This is a genomic window from Aquimarina callyspongiae, assembly GCF_034322225.1.
In the GTDB taxonomy this organism is placed as follows: domain Bacteria; phylum Bacteroidota; class Bacteroidia; order Flavobacteriales; family Flavobacteriaceae; genus Aquimarina.
Map to the genome: position 1 here is coordinate 1,146,685 of NZ_JAXLPA010000001.1, position 23,584 is coordinate 1,170,268.

Consider the following 23,584-nt stretch of genomic DNA (forward strand, 5'->3'; position numbering starts at 1 on the left):
TCAACATAAAAAGAATGCTCTTGTAATATCAATATATTATCATCACTTAAAACAATCCTTTAATTCACAAAAAACTACTCTTCCTAGTGCATTAGAAGAGTAGCTTATCAAATCAAAAAGGGCTCGCCAAAGTTGTATTACTTGATAATTTTAATTTGTATTAAAATTCCATACCCTACCTATAGCAACTCCTTGTTTATCATCTTTTACTACAACTCTCCAATAGTATGTAGTATCAGATGATATATTTACATCAAAAGTAGATCCTTGTAAGTTTTCTGATACTAAAGGAGGAGGGTTAACATCTCCAAAATATACATCAAACAGTAATGGATCTTGGTCGGCATCGGTTGCGCTCCAGTCTAAAGTTACTGCGCTTCCAGACACCGTTGTTCGTAATGCTGGGGATATGATTTCTGGTCCGTATGGAATGGTATTTACTCCAGCTTCGGGTTCTGTAAAAAAAGACTGTACCTCAGAATATTCACTTTCATTTTGCTCACTATCAATAGCTTTCACCCTCCAGAAATAAGTAGTTCCTTTTTCAAGAGTAAAAACCCAGGTAGGTTCTGAAGTAGTAACCGAGAATAATATATTGGAAAACGTATTATCATAAGCCAGATCAATTTGATAAGCAATAGCATCTCCATCAATATCTATCACCGTACTCCACTTAAATTCTAAATTAAAGTTGGTACACACCAAATTATTTGTCGGAAATACCAATCCTGGTATCGAAGGAAAATTATTCTCTATATCAGGAACCTGAATAACCTCATCTGGGAAATCTTCATTACTGCACGCAGAAAGAAATAGTAAACTGAATATTAGGATATATATATATTTCATCTTTATTATTATTTAATTAGTTAATCAAACTAGTTAGCTACATCTATTCTTTTATGATTTTATATACTTTAGAAGTTCCATCATTGATATTAATAAAGTAAATTCCTGTAGCTAAATGTTCCATAGGTAACACAACTTTACCACCCGAAACAGGGTATACTTTTGAAGATACTTTTATACCTAATGTATTATGAATGTTAATGGCAATCGTATCGTTATCAATTCCAGGTAATGTAACCGTGACATTTGCCTTGGTTGGATTAGGATACACAGAGGTTTCCTTTAACCCTTCTATAGTTTTGGATAACTTTCCTTCGCAGGCAAGGCTAGATACCACCTCAATTACATCACCTCTCTTAACGGGTATTGTAAAACTGCTTGTATTGTATTCTCCTATGATTTCTTCGTTAATAGTAACCGTATAAGGTGCTGTTCCGGATTCAATTTCTACTAGTACCTGACTAGTTGTTGAATTGATATTTGTTGTTTTGCCGTTTAATACAGCTGCTGCTTCAATAACTAATTCAAAACATTGTTCACAATCTGTAAATCCATCTATTGCAATACATACAGGATACGTTCCTGGAGAAAGATCATTAACCGTAAGATTGGATATGAAGGTATAAGTTTCGTTATTAATCGTTGCTATATAATTTTGAGATTCAATAGTATTAATTGTTATGTATCCATTATTTTTATCTGTGCAGGTTTCACTCAAAGCTTGTACCTGAAAATTATCAAACGGTAAGGTTTCCAAAGGGCATCTTTCTATAACATTAATTATTCTAATAACCTCAATGGCATTATTTCCTGATGCATCAATTGCATTATAAGTTACATTGTAGCTTCCTAATGTATTCGTATTTACTGCTGAAGCATCAATTACTACAACTGATGCATCATCTGTTGTGGCTCCTAATTCTGTATACCCTTCTCCTAAACCTATAATTTGAGGATTTTCACCATTTAACGTAATGACAGGTGCAGTAGTATCAACTACCTGTACAACTCTGGCTACTTCTGTGGCTGTATTACCAGATGCATCAGTTGCATTATATCGTATGGTATAACTTCCTACCATATCCATAAAATCAGAACTGTCAATCACTACAACAGATCCATCATCTGTAGTAGCTCCTAACTCTATATATCCTGACCCTAGCTCAATCACCTGAGGATTATCTCCTAACAAAGTAATCATCGGTGGAGTAGTATCTACAACGTTTACCGTTCGGGTTATTTCTACTGCATTATTACCGTTTACATCAGTTGCATTATATCGTATGATATAACTTCCTACCATATCTATAAAATCAGAACTGTCAATCACTACGACAGATCCATCATCTGTAGTAGCTCCTAACTCTATATATCCTGACCCTAGCTCAATCACCTGAGGATTATCTCCTAACAAAGTAATCATCGGTGGAGTAGTATCTACAACGTTTACCGTTCGGGTAACTTCAATTGCATCATTACAAGAATCATCGGTTGCATTATACCTAATGGTATAGCTTCCTACGGCATCTATAAAATCAGAACTGTCAATTACAATGGCTGATCCATCATCTGTTGTTGCGTCTAATTCTGTATATCCTGTTCCTAGTTCTATTGTTTGTGGAGTAATTCCTAGTAAGGTAATTACCGGTGCAGTAGTATCTGATGTTTCTACAGTTACCTGTGCTGTTTGCGCAAAACTATTTCCATGAATATCAGTTACCGTAACGGTTACATTATTCACTCCTTTATGACTACAATCAAAAGTAGTTGGTGTTGTTACAATCGTGTCTATTCCACAATTCTCTAAAATTCCTGTTACAGGAACAAAAGCTACCACATCATTAGTAGTTGACCATACGGCAGAATTACGTCCTGGTACGATAATAGCCGCAGTACCATCGATATTTTCTAGTCCTTGCGTTTTGTCATTTCCTGCATCCAAGGTACTCGTACCATGAATCTCAATTCGATTCGTACTTTCGAATAGTTTTATCTGTGTTGTCGTTGCATCTGGTGTGGTATCATAGTAATGTACCGCATCAAAATCAATTATCGCAATTCGATTTGGTGATGTCCCAATGGTTGTATATCGTATAGTTCCTCCATTTGTAGGATTAATATCTGTCCAATCAAAAGCGATTAGGTTGTTTGGGGTATTGGAATCAGGGAGTGTTTGGCCACTACAGCATCCATTCTCTCCTTCATCAGAAAAAGTGATAAATCCGTTAGAGGATATGTAAAACTCTGTATATCTGTTTCCGTAAAACCCAAATTCAAATCCTATGGGCAGTCCTGTCGATAAATCATCATCATCAAGGATTACCTCAGTACCGATAGCAGAAATATCTACTCTATCTATAGCTCCTGATATATCCAATGTATAATCTGGAGCCATAGGATGCGCTCCTATTAGATCATTAGCCACAATCATAGCTGTTTCTCCCGCTCCCAATGTCATCGTATGGTCTTTGGTTATAAATAAAGGTGCCTGTGTATCATTGACTGTTACCGAAAAACTACACTGACTGATAGTACCGTCTGCTTTGGTGATTTCTAAAATGGTATTAGTTGTACCTATAGGAAACAAGCTACCACTTGCCAGTCCAGATATCAGTGTACCACATCCTGCATAGTCTACAACGGCTCCGCAACTATTAGGATCATTATCTACTATAATATCTGATGGGCAACTTACATCTACCGTTACTGTAGTACTACATGTGGTTACATTTCCTGAATCATCTGTCACTGTTAGGGTTACTATATTATCCCCAATATGAGTACAGTCAAATTCTGTAATATCTATAGCAGCTATCACATTGCAATTATCACTATATCCGGCACTAATGTCGTCCACAGTGATACTCGCCTTTCCAAATTCATCCAATTGTAATGTAAAGGGAGCTACACATTGTACAACCGGAGGTACAGGATCTTTAATGGTTATGGTAATATCAGCTGTACGGATATTTCCGTTAATATCAGTTGCTGTGATTGTTAGGGTATTATCACCCACATGACTACAGTCAAAATTAGTTTGACTCAGGGTGAGGTTTTGCACTCCGCAATTATCTGTAGCAGTTATTGCCAGATCTGTAGGTGTCAAAGAAACTGTATTCATTACCGGATCCAATTCGAATACCAGGCTTTGCGGGGTTTTAGTTGTAGGAGAGAGATCTCCTTTTACCCATACCCTATGTATGGTATTATTTACATCTCCTGCTCTATCATCTACATCCCAGCTTCCTCCAACATTCCACTGATAAAAACCGGCCGGCCATCGAAAAGGAGAACTAGTCAACGCATAATCTCCTTGATTTTGATTGTATTGGCTTGCTACAAATGGAAGATTACCTGAATGATCATTATATAGTGTAGAATTACCTACAAAAGGTTCAAACCTTCCTATTCCAGATTTTACATATCGGATACCTCGAGGTAATGTTGTATACAATCCACTATTGGTTTCGAAATGTATGACTCTGCTATGTGCAGAGGTTTCTCCATAAAAACGTAAATGGGTAAAATCAATTGCGGCAGCTAATGAATTGCTAAAATGTCCCCAGTTTTCTGTTCCGGACTCATCATCACCGAGAGCAGAACTATTTAATAATGGTACATCAGTTGAACGAACCTGAAGTGTTGGGTTGGTACCTCCCTGATGTACATAATTGAGTACCATTAACCAACCGCCTCCGGAAGTATCATTATCCAGCTCAGCCTGAAAAGTATTTCCTTCAAAAGTAAAATAGTACCTTCCGCTAGGATAAGAATTTACTACTTGTGGAAGTAAAGAAGTAAAAGGATCACTTACAGTTCCTGTTCCATAGGCTCCAATAGAAATTGTAGGAGCCGTGGTATCCTCTATTACTACTACAACATCTTTACTTGTTTGGTTTCCGGCATCATCTGTGGCAATTAATTGAGTTGTATTATTTCCTATATGACTGCAATCAAAATCGGTCTGACTTAGACTATAATTTACATTACCACAGTTATCAATAGCATTGGGTTCGAAATCAGTCGGAGCGATGGTAATAGTACCTGTAGCATCCAACTGTGCAGTAATCTCTGTATTTCCAACAGGTGACAAATCGCCACGTACCCAAACCCTATGAATAGTACTTGCTGCATTAATAGCAAAATCATCAACTTCCCAACGGTTGCCTCCTCCGCGAATCCCCCAGTGGTATAATCCTCCTCTCCAAAATGGAAATTCTGTCAAAGCCAAATCTCCCTGGTTAGTAAATTCATTAACTGCCTGGGCAGGAATATTAGCAATATGGCTAGGTAAGGCAGTGAAATTGCTTCCTTCGATACCATCAAAAGAGCCAGTACCGGTTTTTACATAATTAAGGACACTACTGTAATTAGTTTTAAAATCGATCACACGGTTGTGTCCTGTCGTCACTCCGTAAAAACGAATTTCTTCAAAATCTATAGCCGCTGCCATAGCATTACCCATATGTCCCCAATTGATAGTTCCTGCTTCATTATCTCCTAAAGTAGATGAACCTAGTAATGGTAAATCTGTATTTCTTACTGTTAAATCAGAATTATCCCCTGCAACGTGTACGTAATTCAATATCATCAACCATCCGCCACCATCGGTATCATTATCTAGCTCTCCCTGAAAGGTACTTCCGTTAAAGTTGAAATAATAGGTTCCGCTGGGAACACTTCCTACTGTAGATTGCAGCAAGTTTCTAAAAGGATTAGACATAGTTCCGTCTCCACCACCACCAAATACTGGAGGTGTGGTATCCTGTCCAGGGCCACATTGAGCCTGAATGTTATGTGCAAAAAGAAAAAAAGCAAATAACCATAGTAATAGTTTTTTCATAGAAAAGGGGTTTTAAAAAAATATTTAGTCTTTTAGTAATTTAATCACAGTATAACTGTGTTGTATCTAATACAGGCAAGTTTTGATATACCCTATTTTTATTTTTATCATTTAAAATATAAAAGGCACATAGTTTAAAGGAATTTTAAAATTTAGATGTGATAAAAGTAGTATACGCTTGATTTTACACATAAAAAACCACCCCTACAAATACCCCTACAATTTTATATCATCTATCATCATATATTCATAAAATATATTAAATCCACATGTTGCGGGATTATACACTAAAACTTTAGAGTTTTAAAAGAAAAACCACTCTTCTATAAGCATAAGAAGAGTGGTTAAAAATATTGTAAACTTCATATCACAGCCCCTTATTTCTGTAATAATCGATTTACAATATATATTTTTCTAGAACCTACTTATCAGATATCCACTAAATCCACTTTCTGTTTGTAAACTCCAGGAGGTATCTGTGCTGGAAGTAACATTAACATGCACTTTATCTCCTGCAGATAATCTTAATACTCCACTCACACTTAAGGTATTAAAGTTTGTAGTTGCATCTCCTTGGGAAATAGCATGTAATCCATTATCTAAACTTAATGCTCCTTCAACACCTACTAATAATCTATAGAATCCTGAGTTAACCCCGTCAAAACGAACTTGAGCAGAGAAAAAATAAAATCCGTTTACAGGCGCTGTAAACCCTCCTGTGGTTTCATCAAAATGATTGCCATTGTCATGAAGGTTTGTAACAGCGGCATCACTCGTTCTCCAGGATGGAACCTTAAAGAAATTTCCAGCTCCTGATAAAGCAAGTGTTCCACTTAAATCTGCGCAAAAACTAGGCAAACCTGTGATTGTTAGTGCTGGGGTTTCTACTGTAGCGGCAGAAATGTTAGATGTCCATTGTGATCCTCCATTACCATTGCTAGTTAAAACTTGCCCGTTGGATCCACCAGCTGGTAATTCGATCTCATTGGTTGGGTCATTATCTGCATCATTTACCGCATCGTTCACCCAGGTATATCCACCACTACCATTAGTTCGTAAAATTTGTCCATTAGTACCTCCTGACGGTAATTCAATTTCATTATTAGGATCTGCATCAGCATCGTTAGGACTAAAAGCGGTCCAGGAAATATTACCCGAACCATCTGTGGTCATCACTTGATTCGCAGTTCCATCTTGGGCAGGTAAAGTATATCTTGCTCCTGCTCCTGCATTATCACCATCAATAGTTAATGATCCGTTTAGTTGTGTATTACCATTTTTTAATATGGTTAATGCGTTTGATGTATTTGCAGAAGAACTACCATTACCTATTTCAAATAATGGATCTGTAGCTACCCAAGAATCACTTGTGCCTCCACCAATATTATAACGACCTAATGCAAAAGAAGTATGCGACTCTGCGTTAGTAAAAAAACCAGTTGATGTAGCGTTTGTTCCCAAAGCTGTGGTTCCTCTTCCTAAGGCTACGGAAGCTCTACCTGATGCTGTTGAACCATTTCCTATAGCTACGGAACTGCTAGCAGAAGCTGTATTGCTTTCTCCAGCTGCAAAAGATCGATATCCAGAAGCTGTATTACCATATCCTATTGCAGTTGCATAAGTATTAGAGGCCTCCACTGCATCTCCGATTGCAATTGAGTTATCTCCAGAAGCTTTTACTCTTTGTCCAATTGCCACCGCATAGAGACCTGTTGCACCACTATCGGTACTTGCAAACTCTGAAATACTTAAATCTACGGCATTACTTCCAATATCGCCATAATAGGCAGGATCTCTTCCTGCAAGTCTCCATCCGGTATTACTCCCTTCTGTTATTTGTTCTAATCCAGTACTTGAAGCACTATTAGTTATCCAAGATACATTACCTGAGCCATCTGTAGTCATCACTTGATTCGCACTTCCATCTTGAGCAGGTAAAGTATATGCTGTTCCTGCTCCGGCATTATCGCCATCGATTGTCAATGATCCGTTTAGTTGTGTATTACCATTCTTACGCATTACTAATGCATTGGTTCTATTACTATCATCTATACCATTTCCGATAATAAATAATGGATCGGTAGCTACATATGCTGCATCACTTCCGTTTACAAACTCACTAAATAATCCGATAGTTTGTTGTCCATACGTAGTGGATTGAGTTCCTCGACCTATTCCTACTGCATAAAATCCAGAAACGCTATTGTTTGCACCTATTGCGACTGTAGAAGGACGAGAGGCTAAATTTTGAAATCCTGCAGCGAAAGCATTTTCTCCACCAGCATTATTATTAGTACCAAATGCTGTAGCCGCTATACCTTGTGCTAACGAATATCTTCCCATTGCAACAGAATAATCTCCAGCGTTAGCAGGGTTCCAAACAAAAGCATCTCCACTACTATCTAAAGCGGTTCCTACTCTAAAAGATCCTTTACTTTTATCAAAATACATTTTAACATTATCACTTGCGTTATTTTCGATATCATCTAGCTGAGTACTACCAAATACAAAATCATCGGTAGCAATATTCCCATTTGCGTTGCTAGTAATATTATTGGTTGTGTTAAAAATTTTGTCTCCAGAATTAGCAGCATACAATGCATAGGGCACCTGTTGTAGTTTAGTAGTTCCAATACTGGTATAGGTAGTGCCTCCTGTAATATCCACGGCAATCCCAATCCATTGGTTTTGAAGACTCCAGTCAATTGTATTAAAAGCATTCGAAGTAGTTCCGGTTCCAACAGATAAGGAAATCACTCCTTGCGCACTAGAGGTTACTGTATACGTTTCGGTATATACTAAATTATCAGGAGCCACACCTTCCAAAATTTGTACTTGTACTCCTATGGATTGATTAATAATTGGATTACCAGTAGCATCTCGTATGACAGCTTGGTAATTAAAGGATTGTGAAAATCCTAGTAGGCTAAATAATAGTAAGGTTACTAAAGGGGTAATCTTTTTCATAATGTAAAGGGTTATGTAATTCATATCACATATAGTACAAGCAAGTGATATTTTACCCTATTTATTTTTTCACTTAATGAAATAAAAATATATCACGCGTCTTTTTCTATAAAAAATTATTTTTTGAAGAACGAACACAAATAACTGAATTACAAGTACTTAAAGAACAAGTAACATCTATCTTAAAAACCGAAATCTTTCACTCAACAAATAGGTTTAATCATACTATCAGACGTATTGCTTTTTTACTTTTAACACAGTACCTATATCGTTCTAATCCAACACAAATTTGAATCCTGTACTAAAAATATTTGCTTGCAACCCATCACTTCGGTCATATCTATTATATCTCAATTCCATATTTTTAAGACCGAACTTAAAGACTTTGAATTTGGTAAAAATATCCGTATATCTTAAACCTACTCCGTATTGATGGCTATCAAATGTTGATAAATCATAATCCGAAGTATAAAACTCAGAAGTACTGAGATGAGTCTCGTATGGTGCGAAATAATTCGCCTGTTGTTGACTATAAAATCTGTATGTAGGTAATAAAGTAAATTTACCTCCTACAAATTTTATTGGTAATTCAAGAGAAGCCGTATGTGCCATCACTCCCCAATTGTCTGTATAAAATCTATAATAACTTCTTAAGGATAAAATTTCATTAATATAATAATTGGCTCTTACCCCAATAGGAATCTTCCATCGAGTATCTGGTAGTTGCTCATTATCATCTGCTAGATGAAATACTTCGGTATTAGAAGATGAAGTATAATTGGCAATAGCATTAGCATTGCCTCCTATATAAAAATTAGGCTGATCTGCAAAGTAAACTCTATGATAGGGTGTTGATAATAATCCTTGTTGGAATAACAAGTCTCCAAAAAGTGATATTTGAAAACTTTTATTTACAATCTGTGAGAAACTTAAAGAAATTGCATATGAATTACGCCCTTGATTTTCAAACTCTGTAAATCCTTGGGGGTTATATGCATTAGAAACCGTCCCATTTTGATTCCATACATCTACCCCTTGAAAATATCCTTGATTTTGAAAATTAGCTCCGTAAACGGCAAATTCTTCGAGCTCTGTAGGATATAATGGTTTCCAAGTATCCAGATATACATTACCACTGATTCCTAAAGTAGTATTTTTATTATTAAACTGTTTGGTAAAACCTCCTCCAAAACCTATAGAAAAATAATCATATTCTATAGAAAAGCTAGCATGAGCATTCCAAATATTATTACGATCGTCAGAGCTACGACTATAGTTCATGGTAATATTACTCCATACATCACTTTTTGATGCTCCTGAAGATGCAATCCAAGGGCTTCCTAAAGGCATGGAAGCTCTTTTTCTTTTATCATCATTTTCCTCTTCGTATCCCTGAGATGCTCCTGATGCATCAAAAGGATTCAAATTACTGGATGAAGCAGAAGTATACGCAGAAATCCCAACATCTACTGTCAGCACATCATCATCACTTAAGGGTACGCTTACTACTACTGTTGGTGTATAATCGGTAAGGTTTTCTGTTCCGATTCCTCCTCCAACAGAAGAGTGGGTACCATCTTGTTTATAATAACTCATCAAATAATCTACCTCTGTAGATTCTAACACTCTTTTTTTGTATATAGGAATCGAGTCATTTTCCTGAGAAAAAGATACAAAACCAATAAAGCATATAATAATTGCAATTATTCTTTTCATTCGTTGTTTTTTAAATTCTGCTTTACAGCAACATAAACCTGCCTTTCTTAAAAATCATGAAAGACAGGTTTCAACCAATCAATTTAAATATTCCACCTTTGGAGTGGTTCTATAAAAACACTAAAAACTTATTATGTATGGAGCTCATTCTTATAACAAGATAAATCCAGTCAACTGCTTTGAAGACAACTCTATAAATGTTTTTCAAATTAGAGTTTTACCTAATTACAGCCGCAACCTCCTCCGGATTTTCCCCCATTTGCTCCAGAAGCGGCTTCTCTATATACCTGAAAATTAGTTTCAAAACGCTCACTACTATATGCAGTCAATTCCATATCAGGATCGTTGATATTTACTTTTTCGTACTCTTTTACTGATGCACAGGATGTCATTATCCCAACTAACGCAATAGTGTATATTATTTTCTTCATCTATCTGTTATATTTTTCTTTTTTCTAAATGATCAGAATACCAAACACTCCCATCATCTTTTACAATAATGCATTCTAGATCCTTTAATTGATTTATAAGATGCATACCTACATCAGGTCCCATCACAAATATGGATGTTGCTAAAGCATCAGCTAATTCTGCTTTTGGTGCAAAAACAGTTACACTTACTATCCCAGTTGAAGGATAACCTGTTCTAGGATCAATAATATGAGTGTATCTTTTACCTTCAAATATTACGTACTTTTCATAATTACCTGAGGTTACAACTGCTCCTTCTTTAACCGGTAACAAGGCAAAAGCCTTGGATTTATTGAGTGGATTGGTAATAGCAACTTGCCAATCCTTACCATTGGGTTGTTTACCCCAGGTATTCATATCACCAGAGGCATTAATAATACCTGCTACTACACCTTTGGATCGCAATAATTCTTTTGCTTTATCAGCTGCATATCCTTTGCCAATTGCTCCAAAACCAATCTTCATTCCTGTTTTTGTAAGAAAAATGGTTGAATTCTTTTTATCGAGTTTAATTCCTGAATATCCAACTTTACTTACTGAGGCTTTTATAACTTCTTCAGTTGGTATTGTAACCATACTTCCATCAAACTTCCAAACCTTATCCATAGAAGCATAACTAATATCAAAAGCTCCTTCTGTTAACTTAGATATATACAAGGAGCGCTCTATAAGATCAAAAAGTTCTTGATCTACTTTTGTTACTTGTATGCCGGCATTCTTATTGATGTTTGATGTTTGAGAATTGGGATCCCAGGAAGATATTAGCTTTTCTATTCTTGAAATTTCTTCAACCGCCATATCGATAAATGAATTGCCTTGGGCTATGTCACCCGCAACTACCGTAATATCAAAACGGCTTCCCATTAATTTCACGGTTCGTTTATATACCTCCTGTGAGTGAGTCACACCAGAAATAAGAATCGCTATAAAAAAAATTTCGTATTTCTTCAACATCTATCCTTTAAAAGATTCTAATAATTTGATGTATCCTGATGGAGGCATTTTTTTATAACCTGTTTGACCTAAGATCTTTCCGTTCTTATCCAATACCACAACAAAAGGAAAATACCCATTCTTATTATAGGTTTCTGCTAATGCATTATTGTGATCCTGTTGTTCTTTGTTCAATTTGTTTTTCTTTCTTCTGGGAAAGTCTGCCTGAAGCATGACAAAATGTTCTTTTGCATAGGTTTTAAACTCTGAAGTACTCCAAACTTCTTTATCCAACTTAATACACGGTGCACACCAATCAGATCCCTGAAAAACCAATATTATATTATGTTGTGATGTGGCTGCTTTGGATTTTGCTTCATCAATATTAGTATGCCATTCTTGCGCAGTTAACGACGAATTTAAAACAAAGCCAATACAAAGGCTTAAAAATATTTTTGCCATTTATTTTGGGTTTTTAAAGGTTTCTGTAATCAATACAGGTAAATCTTGATATACCCTATTTTAATTTTATGATTTTATGATTTTTTAAATAAAAAAGAAAATTGTTCTTCATTTAAAATTTAATCACTTTAAAAACTTTATAATTTGAATCTCAAAACGAAAACATTGGTATTTTAGACAAAAAACACCCCTACAAACACCCCTACAAAAATCTCGTATATTACTGTAAAAAAGCATCTTAAATACTTTCAAACTGTAACTCAACAATAAACCTTTTGGCTTCCTGTTTTATTTTAATAGTTTTGATTATATTATATCTTTAATATGCACATGCCTGAACAAAAACAATCGGTTTGTGAGGAAAAGAATTTTGATACTCTTTTTAATACTCACTATGAATCAGCGAGGAATTACCTGTATTATAAATGTGGGGATCTTCAGCAGGCTGAAGATATCGTACAAGATGCTTTTGTGAAATTATGGAAACAATGTGCTGATATAATTTATAATACAGCAAAATCCCTAATTTTCAAAATTTGTAATAATGCACTTCTTAATGAATTTGCTCATAAAAAAGTAAAGCTTCGTTATGAAGCGATACCTAGAAGTGATAGAAATAACGAAAACCCTGAGTTTATGATGGAGACCCAAGAGTTTAGAATAAAACTAGAACTGGCCATTGGTAAACTCTCAGAAAAGGAACGAGAAGTATTTTTGTTAAGCAGGATTGATAAAAAAACATATAGAGAAATTGCAGAAATAACAGGAATCACTGTTAAAGCTGTTGAAAGAAGGATGAGTAAAGCTTTTATAACATTGAGAAAGTTATTAGGAAAAGAATTTACAATTTAAAAAATAGGGTAAATAGATGTTCACTTGTATTAAGGTTGTACAGAGCAATTTATATCGCTTTTTTAAATAACCTTTAATTACCGAAAGTATATACTTTCTTAGAACTATGGAAAAATACGAATCAGATAATACATTTATAGCACGCTGGGTTGCCGGTGAATTGAGCGAAGAAGAATTATCTGAGTTCAAAAAATCCGAAGCCTATAAAGAATTTGCTCTTATTAATGAAGAAGCACAAAAATTTAAAGCTCCTCCTGTTGATAAGAGACAAGCTCTTATTAAAACCAAAGAACAAATTACTTTTGGTAAGAAAAGAAAGCCAATATCAATATATAGAACCTGGTATGTCGTTGCTGCCTCTATAGCCATCATTATAAGTATATTTGGAGTGTTAAATACAACAAAAAGTTATACCACTTCATATGGAGAGCAATTGGCAGTTACCTTACCTGATGGATCTAAGATACAGCTTAATGCAGATTCAAAACTTACACACAAACGTTTTTTCTGGTTAAATAATCGTAATGTTAGCTTACAGGGTGAAGGTTATTTTGAAGTTGAAAAAGGCGAAGGTTTTAAAGTAGAAACTGCTCATGGTACTGTTGCTGTTCTTGGAACTAAATTTAATATAAAAACCAGATCTACAACATTTGAACTTAATTGTTTTGAAGGTGTTGTAAGATTTGACAAATTGACTTCTACGGAATCTAAAATTTTGAAAAAAGATGATCGAATTATTTTATCCGACGGAATTATAAATAGCGAAAAAGCTAGTGAAACGATTCCTAACTGGATGCAAGGTATTAGTATTTTTAAAGAAAAACCTTTACAAGAAGTCCTTGACGAAATACAAATACAGTTTAATGTTACTTTTAACATCAAAAACACTGAGGATGTATCCAAATTATTTACTGGAAGTTTTTTACACGATGATTTAGAAAAAGCCCTAAAGTCTACATTAATTCCAATGGGAATTCCTTATAAACTCTCTGAGGATAAAAGTGTTGTATATTTACAATAAACCAACTTAGTTATATTTTTTGAATGAAACACCCCTTTTTATTATTAGTATTGACATTCCTTTTCAGCTTGGTATGTTATACTCAAGAAACATTGAATATTGATTATAGTCAAAAATCGCTAAAAGATGTACTTGCAGATATAGAATCAGAAACCAAAATACTTTTTTCTTATTCTCAAGAAGCTGTTTCGGATAAAATTATTACAATCTCAAAACAAGAGATTGTAATAGATGATTTATTATCTTTATTAGCCGTTCAAACGGGGCTTAAATTTGAAAAAGTATCAGATCAACAAGTGATCATTTCTCAAAGAAAATTAATTTGTGGGTATGTTTTTGATGCAATCACCAAAAAGAACCTTCCTTTTGTTACTGCGATTATTGATGAAGATCACACTACAGAAACTGATGATCATGGATATTTTAGTTTTGAAAGTATCAATCTTGGGACAGAAACTGTTCATATCAGTTTTATTGGATATGATGATACTGAAACGGTAATTACCGCTGGAAACCCTTGTATAAATATATTTCTTAATCCTTTATCATCTACACTGGATGAAGTTGTTGTTTTGGGGTATGTTACTTCTGGTATTGACAGAAACAAAGATGGATCTGTAACAATTGATAAAGAAAAACTTGGTATCCTACCAGGATTAGTAAGTCCTGATATTGCCCAAAGTATCCAGTTGATCCCAGGTATTTCGACACTGGATGAATCGGCAACCGGTATCCAGATTAGAGGAGGATCTCCAGATCAAAATCTGATATTATATGATAATATTAAGTTATATAATACCGGATATTTTTATGGAATGTTTTCTTTATTTAATCCCTTTGCTACACAAAAAGCTACTATTTATAGATCAGGAACCAGTGCTATCTATGGAGATCGTATCTCAGGGATTATTGATATATCTAGCGGAGATGATATTCCCAAAAAAACAGAAGGAGGATTTGAAATCGATGGCTTATCTGTAAATGGTTATGTAAAAGTACCCTTGTCAGAAAAAACTGCTGTATATGCTTTTGCCAGAAGATCCTATGCTGATGTATTAGAAACCCCAACTTACATCAGTTATTCTGATAAAATATTTACAAATTTTGGTGTAGCCAGAGATATTAACGGCAATGTTTTAGAGCTAGAAACAGATGATGATTTTAGCCGTGAAACCAGTAACAATGATTTTTCTTTTACAGATATCAGCACCAAATTTGTTGTAAAACCAAATGCTAAGAATACCGTTTCTGTTAGTGGTTTGTATACACGAAATCGTTTGGATTTTGACTTTATGGGAGGTGAAGAGATCGTAGTAGATTCTTTAATCACACAAAACAAAGGGTTTAGTATAAACTGGAACCATAGTAGTAGTGAAAAACGGCAAGAAAATATCACCGCTTATTTTTCTGAATACAATTCTTTTTATCAAAATAATGAAATAAAAGATGAAACTGGTGATGGTATTCGTGACCTGGCAGAAATTAATATACGCAAGAACGATATTGTAGATATGGGGATAAAACTAACTTCTACAGCTTCTATTAAAGAAACTCAAAACCTGACTTTGGGTTATGAACTTTCTTATACCGATTTAGAAGTTCTGATCAGAAAAGAAAAACCTATTGATGCCGAAATAGATAATTCGGAACAAGATGATTATAACCTTAAAAATGCTTTATTTGGAGAATACACTTTTAATTTTAAAAACAAAGGATTGATTAATGCAGGTGTTCGTCTTGTACATTACAGTTCTCTGGATGAGTTTTTGATCGAACCACGTATTAATTTTGAGTATCCATTAGGAGATCGTCTTAGAATTAAAACCGCTATCGAAAGACGGAACCAACCTATTTCTCAACTAATAGAATTTAATCATACCGAACTGCGTTTAGAAAATGAATTATGGCGTTTATCTGATAATGAACAATTTCCGTTATTAAGCAGTAATCAAATTTCTGGTGGATTATTATATCATTACAAAAATTTTAATGTTGATGTTGATGCCTATTATAAAGAATTAGATGGACTCACTACGTTTACCAGTGGATTTAGTAATCCTTTAGAGAATCTGGAAGAAGGAAAAAGTACTATAAAAGGCCTGGATCTTTTGTTAAAATACAGATGGAATAATTATAAAATATGGGCAGGTTATACTTATAATGATATTACTTTTCAATTTCCCAATTTGCAGGATACACCTTTTAAGTTTCCTGGCAACAATGATATAACACATCAATTTAGAATCTCGAATACTTTACAGTTAGAAAAATGGCAATTTTCGCTTGGATGGCAATTTAGAACCGGAAAACCTATTACTCCCGTAAACAGTTATGAAATTAAGATCGATGCAGATGGTGAAAATGCCGGTGTAGTTAATTTTGGCCCTGTAAATAGTGACAAACTACCTGATTTTCATAGATTAGATGCTTCTATATTATATGATTTTAATATTAAATCAGGTAATGCAAAATTAAAATCACAGATAGGATTATCTTTTCTAAATATTTACAACAGAATAAAACCGTTAAATTTAATTTATAAAGCAGAACGAAAGCCTCTAGACGATGGTGGTATTGCAGTAGAAGGTACAGATGGATCTTCACCCGAAGAACTTGAAGTAATCCTGGAACAGGTAATTCAGCGATTCTCTCTAGGTTTTACACCCAATGCTGTTTTTAGGATATATTTTTAGTTTTCAAGATATTCCAGAATTGGTGCTGCTTTGGGTGCATTAATCTTTTTGCGTAAGCGATAACGGTTCATAATAACACTGTCTTCTGAGATAGCCAGCATATTAGCTATTTGTTTAGTATCTAATTTCAGTTTTTCCATGGCGATCAATCGTTCTTCAGATTTGGTAAGTTTAAATCCTTTACTTTTTATGTTATTATAGAAATTTGGGTATACCATGATAAATTTTTCTCTAAAAACATACCAATCCTGATTGGTTAAAATACGAGTAGAAGTTAATTCTTGTATGTTTTTAATTGATTGTTTTTCTCCGAATTCTGATTTTAAATCTTCAAGTTCCTTAATTAATGCTTCCTGGATGTTACTTTTGTCAATAAGCCGCTTGGTAAATTCTTCTAGTTCATTTTTGTTTTTCTCTAATTCTTCTGTTATTCTTTTAGCTCGATTTTTATAAATTCTTCTTATTAAATATACTATTGTTATTCCTCCTGCTACTGAAATGATTAACAGTATTAGATAGAGTTGTTTCTGTGATCTTTCAGCATTTGAGATTAGTTCTAATTCACTCTTCTCTTTTGCATAATGAAGACTATCTGTTAATCTTTCTCGATTAAATTTATGACTGAGTTCTAGTGCTTGTATTTTTTTTGCATTTTCGACATTAAAAACCGAGTCTGAGTATTTTTTATATAAACGATAATCATCTAAAGCCTCTTTATAATTACCCATTTTTTTCTGAAGAAAACTTCTCCTTAAATAAGATTTTGAGATCCTTGATTTTGCTTCTTGAATTTTTGCTTCTTTCAAAGCTTTCTCTGCATAACCCAACGCTATTTTATATTCTTTTAACTGCATATGACTCCCTGCCAGGTTATAGTATATTCTTTGTAAAGAAAGTTTTCTATTGGTTTTAATATCATACTCAAGATTCTTAGCATACATTTCTATAGCTTTTTTATATTCTTTTTTAGTATGATACCAAGCTGCCAGATTAGAATTTACGCGATAGATGTTTTCTTCATCTTTAAGAACTACAAAAATATCCTTTGCCTTTTGATAGCTTTTATATGCAGAATCCATCTTTTTCGATTGGCGATATGCCACTCCCATCATATTATACCCAATAGCTACTCCTTGTTTTTCGTGTAATTTCTCTTTAATTTTTATTGCTTTTTTAAAATATGTAACAGCCTTTTGATATTCCTTCTGATCTCTGAACACCATCGCTATATTGTGATAAATATCTGCAATGTTAGAAGAGTCATTCAATTTTTCATACAAGGTTTTGGCTTGTAAATAAAAATTCACTGCTTCAGGATAGTTACCTTTTCTCTTATTTACAATTCCTAAGGCTTCATATACTGTTGCTCTTTGTTTAGAGTTGTTGAGTGTTGTGCTTTTTTCTATTAATTCTAAAGCATCAAAGAGGTATTTTTCTGCTTCTCTAAAATTTCTTGTGATCTGATAATCTCCCAATGCAATAAGAGCTTTTACTTTTGTAGTATCTTCTTGCGTAAGTTTTATTTCGTTTTGTAAACGGATTAAAAGTGTATCGGGTTCTTGTCCTACTGCATAATAAAAAGAACCTATAAAGATGAACATTATAAAAAGAGAATATTTCTTAATAAAATGATTGAGGTCGGTAGTTATCATTTTTAAGGTTTTACTAGGAATAACAAAAATACCTTAATTTACATTATGTAATAAATTAAAAATAGATTGCTTAGTCTATAAATATCATTTAATATATCTATTGAGTTTTATAATATCTAACTATTAAAATTATAATAAAAAACAAAGGCAATAATAACCAAAGGTAGTTACGATCCTCAGAAGATAGTGTAATAGTATCAGTGTTTCCTGTTAAAATTAAAGACCCCCAAAAATAAGGTGAAATTTCTGACCCTTGATGATCTTCAATATATTGCAATTTTGCTTTGCGTAAGGCAGTTGATTTTGTGTCTCCTTGCTTTAGATATTCATAAAAACTCGTAATAATTTCATTACTTGATTTTTCATTTGTATTCCATAGAGATGAAATAACACTTTTTGCTCCAGAATAGAAAAAACCGCGTGACAAACTCATGACACCTTCTCCTGGCTGAAGCTTGCCAATCCCTGTTTTACAGGCATCTAAGATCACCAAATCTGCTTGATTCTTAACAAAATACAACTCACTTAACAGTAGTTTATCATCATAAAACGCGATCCAGGGTTCATCATTATTTAATGAGCTTGCATGTGTTGACAAATGAATAGTTTTATATTTTCCTGATTCTTTTATAAAATTACTCTTGGAAGCTTTCTGTTCAAAAAAAGCATCAACTTTATATAGTTGCTGTATCTCGTTCATCATCACCGTACTTCGTTTTAAATCTACAAGTCCCACCTTATCAAAATAAATAGGTGCAAAGCCAACAAAATCATATTGCGAAATGCGTTTTTTACTTTCTACACTTTTTGATAAAGACATAGAATATAAGTAGCTGATTTCTGCCAAATTAAGAAGATATGTTACCTCTTCATTTTTTGTACCAGGAGGGATCACTAAAGTTTCAAAAGGAAAAGATTGTAAGATATAATCGGGGATTATTATAACTTTTTTGTTTTGTAATACATTTTCTGCATCTGGGAAAGGGAATAGTTTTTTATAAACCGAAATCGACAATTCTTGATATGATTTCTGCTCTTCTAATGAAAATACAGGATCTCCTAAAAACCTACCTATTTTAAGAAGTTCTCTATTTAACTCTGAAACTTCAGGAAGCTTATAAAAATATTTTTCCTGTTTTGACATCAATATTCCATAGCCTTCTTTTTCTGATAGAATATACTGGATTAAGCTGGTATTATCATTAACAACCTTTTGATAGCTTTCATTGTATGAAGAAATATTGATTTCTTTTTTATAATTATAATAGCTTGGGTAATCTTTTTCTAATGAATTTAAAAAATCCTCGTATATCTTTTTTTCTTTAAGAATTAAAGATTCTTTTTGACTTTTTGTCAAGGTACTATCTTGTCTTATATTTTCGCTAATATCATAAATTTGATATCGTAGCAAGTATTCTTTTTCTCTAATGTTTTCTGGAAGACCAGCTTTATCCTTAGCTTCTTCATGAGTAAGATTTTCTAACAAGGATAATGACTTACTTTTTTCCATAAAATAAAAAGCTTCTTCTGGTTGATCAAGCTTATAACATATAGAAGTTGCCAGCATATAAAGATCTAGTTCTTTTTCTCTCCAGAAGAACTTAGATTGTTGTTCTAAACTTTCTGACCTAATAATGTCTACAACTTTATCTGCACGAGTAATAGTAGTTAATGCATGTTGCAGATATTCTTTGTTTTGTGTTTTAATATAAAAATCCAACCAGGCTTTGGCTTTATCTTTCATATCATTTACTAATGCTACCAAATCATAAGATTGAACTAATACATCTAGTTCTGGTAATTCTCTGTAGTCTGTATCTTTGTACCTTTCAATACTATAATTGATAGCCTTTTGATAGTGGGTTAAAGCTTTTTCAAAGTCTTGTTTATGGAGGTAATAATCACCTAAATTATCTTGGATAGATGTCTCAAAAGGAGCATATTCTAAAGCTTTCTCATAAAACCTATACGCATCATCATATTTTTCTAACCGCGCATGAATGTATCCCAAGTTATTGTAAATAGTGCCTATACGTTCACTATTTACAGAATTCTGGTTAATACTAAGATCTAATGCCTTTTTATAGTATAAAATTGCTTTATCAGAATCTTCTAACTCATCATAGATATTACCATATCTATTATAAATAATTATCCTTTTTTTTGTTTGATCATCATCGGATAAATGATCAATAGATGTTTCTGATTTTTTTAGAAATTCTATCGCTTTATGATAATTATCTACATCCCCTATTTTCATATAGATCCTGGAGTAACTCAAATACACTCGATATAACTCTTTATTAAGAGAATCACTATTTGCCTCTTCGATTGTATTTCTGGCTTCATGAAGGTAATTAAGTACTCTATAATAATCTCCTCGATCTATATATAAAGTTGTCAAGCCTATAGCGTAAGCCATAATGGTATACCTGTCTTTATAAGATTGTTCCGTTAAGCTCTTAAAAACCTCTATGGCTTTTGTTTCATCTCCAGAATATTTATGAAAATAAGCAAGATTATTATAGCTATTATTAATGGTAGACGGAATAGAATCTATAAATTTAGTCTGTATTTCTAAAGCCTTCTTACCATTTAAAATTGCATTTTGATAGTCTTTATTTCGGTTATTAAGTTTACTAAACCTATTGTATAAATAACTTAATTGGATTGAATTTATCTGTCCTTTTTTACTTTCAATAAAATGATCAATCTTCTCAACTTTCTCCTGATAATCAATATTAATATCTTCTAGAGCTTTATATTGAATTTCTAGAGAGTCTTGAAGTTGCTGGGCATATCCAAAACCAAGAGAGGCCAATAAAAACCATCCAAAAAAAATACCACAACGATTGTGTAAACAAAAGTGTTTTTTCATACAAGTAAGCCTAAGTGCTATCTAAAAATAGCTATCTTTTTTGGTATAAAAAAACCGTCCTATATGGTTAAAAAAATCAAATGAAAGACTTTTGGATTGATTTTATAGGTAAATTTTATTATTGCAAGTCTAGCAAGAAATCTTATTATTCTATAATCCTATCTCCGTAATACACTGGTAATGGAGAACTTTCTCCACTTAGTAATGTTCCATTTATACGAATCTGTTGCACCATCCCAATTGGAGTCGTATATCCATTTAAGTAGTATTTGGCAGCTTTTGCTGTTACCAAAGGTGCAGCATATGAAGTGCCACTTACTTCATAAGAACTCCCGTAACTATCATAAAAAGGAACTTCATTTCCAAATGATAAAAAATCTACTTCAGTTACTCCATAATTGGAAAAAGGCGATTTAATTATTGTTTCTTCAATAACACTAAAACTTCCTATTGCCAATACATGAGTATAACCTGTTGAAGAAGGATAATGATCTACTGTATCATTATCATATCCATGATTACCCGAAGATGAGATATGCAGTATATCTGGGTTTTCTGAGATAAATTTATCCAATAAAGAACTAGGGTTTCCATACCATCCAAAGCTCATGTTGATTGCTGAAACTTCTGGTTTATTAACGGTATATAAATAGCCGCATAATATATCAAATGTAGATCCCTTACCTAGATGATCAAAAACTTTTACTGGTAAAATTTTATAGTCCCAAACGTGTTCTTCATATAACCTGGATTTAATAATACTCGTTACAATAGTTCCGTGACCATTATCGTCATAGACATCATTATCATGATTTACAAAATCCCACCCAGAAATCTCAGCTCGCCTATCGACCTCACAAGATCTTTGTGTCGATCGGGATTGATATAAAAAAGGGCTTGATGGCGGTAATGCTTGTAAATTTATCCCTGTATCCAATACAGCTATTGTGATTCCAGAATTACCCGATTTGACAAAGGATCTAATCAATTCATCACTTTGTTCACCAATATTATTGCCTAAAGCTCCCGGAGATGCATTTTCATTATTGTAAAAAAACTGGAAATCCGTGCCTTCAACTCCTCCTTCTTGAGCGATATCTCCTTTTCTACCTTCGATATCTACATTGCGATCAAATAACCACTTTTCTATCCTATTATTGGTGCAATCACACTTTTCATACTTGATTACATTATACTTATCTCTCAGATGATTTTTAACTATTTCAGTAGTTCCTAATTGATACTCTACAATCAGTTCGTTAGAGGATCGTGTAGGAAGTTTTGGAGGGTTTCCTATAGTCGTATTGAATATTCTTGTAGTATCAGAATTAAAATCCTCATTCAATTGATCCTTATCCTCATATGAACAACCTGATAAAAAAAGGCATATCCATAAAAAACCGTATAAAGGTTTTGAGTTTTTCATTTACATTTATTTTTTAAGTAGTACTTTTATCTTAAAGTGTATGTTTTATAAATTCATTACCCAAATTTGTACACTTTACTATGTAATCCTCATTTTTTGATTATCAAATGAATAAGAAATGTAATAAAAAAAGCTTGAAGTAGTCTATAGTAATTTATGAAACTATCATTTATACAAATACATGGTATGGATTCGGTCATAAAACAGTTTTTATAGATACTACAAAACAGTTATCAACAAGTGTTGTTATTAATAATCAAAAATAAATGCAGTCAGAAGATAGGTTCATAAAAGCGTTAATACAAGGTGATGATATTATAATATCAGAAATTTACACGCGGTTTTTTGCAAAAACATTACGGTTTGTTTTACAAAATAAAGGAACTCATGATCAAGCTAGAGATATATTTCAAGAATCTTTGTTATATATCATTATAGGCGTTCAAAAAAGAAATCTCAATATCAATTGTTTTGAGGCTTATTTAATGACTGTTTCCAAAAATATGTGGCGAAGAGAGTTAGAAAAACAAAAAAAACGGGTAATAAAAGAAGGAATTACTACACTAGTAGATAAAGACACAGATTTTGCTATGTTTATGTTAGAACAAGAACAAATGCAACTTTACCGGGAAAAATTTGAAAAACTCTCTGATAATTGCAAAGAAATATTATCGCTTTTTTTTAATGATGTTTCTTATGAAAATATAATTGAAGAGTTATCCTATGCTAATATTAACACAGCCAGACAACGAATATTTAAGTGTAAAAGTAAGTTGATTAAACTTATAAAATCTGATACTAGGTTTAAATAAATTCAAAAA

At 33.3% G+C, this 23,584-nt stretch carries 14 protein-coding genes; 4 read left to right on the plus strand and 10 right to left on the minus strand.

The window, feature by feature from the left end:
- Positions 1 to 150: 150 nt before the first annotated feature.
- From U0D62_RS04720 to U0D62_RS04750, 7 genes are all read right to left on the minus strand, one after another.
- The gene (locus U0D62_RS04720; RefSeq protein ID WP_322194174.1) at positions 151 to 849 is read right to left on the minus strand and encodes a fibronectin type III domain-containing protein; all 699 of its coding nucleotides are present in this window, start codon (positions 847 to 849) and stop codon (positions 151 to 153) included.
- A 43-nt stretch (positions 850 to 892) separates the two neighbouring features.
- Positions 893 to 5,692: an immunoglobulin-like domain-containing protein gene (locus tag U0D62_RS04725; RefSeq protein WP_322194176.1), complete on the minus strand. Its 4,800-nt coding sequence runs from the start codon at positions 5,690 to 5,692 to the stop codon at positions 893 to 895.
- 414 nt (positions 5,693 to 6,106) lie between these two features.
- The gene (locus tag U0D62_RS04730) at positions 6,107 to 8,659 is read right to left on the minus strand and encodes a C1q-like domain-containing protein (RefSeq protein ID WP_322194178.1); all 2,553 of its coding nucleotides are present in this window, start codon (positions 8,657 to 8,659) and stop codon (positions 6,107 to 6,109) included.
- Positions 8,660 to 8,932: 273 nt separating this feature from the next.
- Positions 8,933 to 10,375 (minus strand): DUF3570 domain-containing protein, encoded by a 1,443-nt coding sequence (locus tag U0D62_RS04735; RefSeq protein ID WP_322194179.1) that lies wholly within the window; start codon positions 10,373 to 10,375, stop codon positions 8,933 to 8,935.
- Positions 10,376 to 10,596: 221 nt separating this feature from the next.
- Positions 10,597 to 10,806, minus strand: coding sequence for a DUF4266 domain-containing protein (locus tag U0D62_RS04740; protein ID WP_322194180.1), 210 nt, complete (start codon positions 10,804 to 10,806; stop codon positions 10,597 to 10,599).
- Between the two features lie 7 nt (positions 10,807 to 10,813).
- Entirely contained in the window at positions 10,814 to 11,800 is a 987-nt protein-coding gene (locus tag U0D62_RS04745; RefSeq protein ID WP_322194181.1) for an FAD:protein FMN transferase, read from the minus strand.
- A complete protein-coding gene (locus tag U0D62_RS04750) occupies positions 11,801 to 12,241 on the minus strand; it encodes a thioredoxin family protein (RefSeq protein WP_322194182.1) in 441 nt (146 codons plus the stop codon).
- Positions 12,242 to 12,571: 330 nt separating this feature from the next.
- Between U0D62_RS04750 and U0D62_RS04755 the strand changes: the two genes are divergently transcribed.
- The 3 genes from U0D62_RS04755 to U0D62_RS04765 all read left to right on the plus strand — a co-directional run bounded on the left by U0D62_RS04755 (position 12,572) and on the right by U0D62_RS04765 (position 16,807).
- Positions 12,572 to 13,093: an RNA polymerase sigma factor gene (locus U0D62_RS04755; RefSeq protein WP_322194183.1), complete on the plus strand. Its 522-nt coding sequence runs from the start codon at positions 12,572 to 12,574 to the stop codon at positions 13,091 to 13,093.
- Between the two features lie 106 nt (positions 13,094 to 13,199).
- Entirely contained in the window at positions 13,200 to 14,114 is a 915-nt protein-coding gene (locus U0D62_RS04760; protein ID WP_322194184.1) for a FecR family protein, read from the plus strand.
- Between the two features lie 23 nt (positions 14,115 to 14,137).
- Complete coding sequence (locus tag U0D62_RS04765; protein WP_322194185.1) at positions 14,138 to 16,807, plus strand: TonB-dependent receptor; 2,670 nt, start codon at positions 14,138 to 14,140, stop codon at positions 16,805 to 16,807.
- Here U0D62_RS04765 and U0D62_RS04770 read toward each other — a convergent pair.
- The 3 genes from U0D62_RS04770 to U0D62_RS04780 all read right to left on the minus strand — a co-directional run bounded on the left by U0D62_RS04770 (position 16,804) and on the right by U0D62_RS04780 (position 22,763).
- Positions 16,804 to 18,459, minus strand: a complete 1,656-nt coding sequence (locus U0D62_RS04770; RefSeq protein ID WP_322194186.1) for a tetratricopeptide repeat protein — start codon at positions 18,457 to 18,459, stop codon at positions 16,804 to 16,806. The genes U0D62_RS04765 and U0D62_RS04770 overlap by 4 nt on opposite strands.
- 97 nt (positions 18,460 to 18,556) lie before the next feature.
- Entirely contained in the window at positions 18,557 to 21,337 is a 2,781-nt protein-coding gene (locus tag U0D62_RS04775) for a CHAT domain-containing protein (protein WP_322194187.1), read from the minus strand.
- Positions 21,338 to 21,482: 145 nt separating this feature from the next.
- Entirely contained in the window at positions 21,483 to 22,763 is a 1,281-nt protein-coding gene (locus U0D62_RS04780; RefSeq protein WP_322194188.1) for a S8 family peptidase, read from the minus strand.
- Between the two features lie 266 nt (positions 22,764 to 23,029).
- Here U0D62_RS04780 and U0D62_RS04785 point away from each other — a divergent pair, with 266 nt between their 5' ends.
- The gene (locus tag U0D62_RS04785; protein WP_322194189.1) at positions 23,030 to 23,575 is read left to right on the plus strand and encodes an RNA polymerase sigma factor; all 546 of its coding nucleotides are present in this window, start codon (positions 23,030 to 23,032) and stop codon (positions 23,573 to 23,575) included.
- Positions 23,576 to 23,584: the final 9 nt, after the last annotated feature.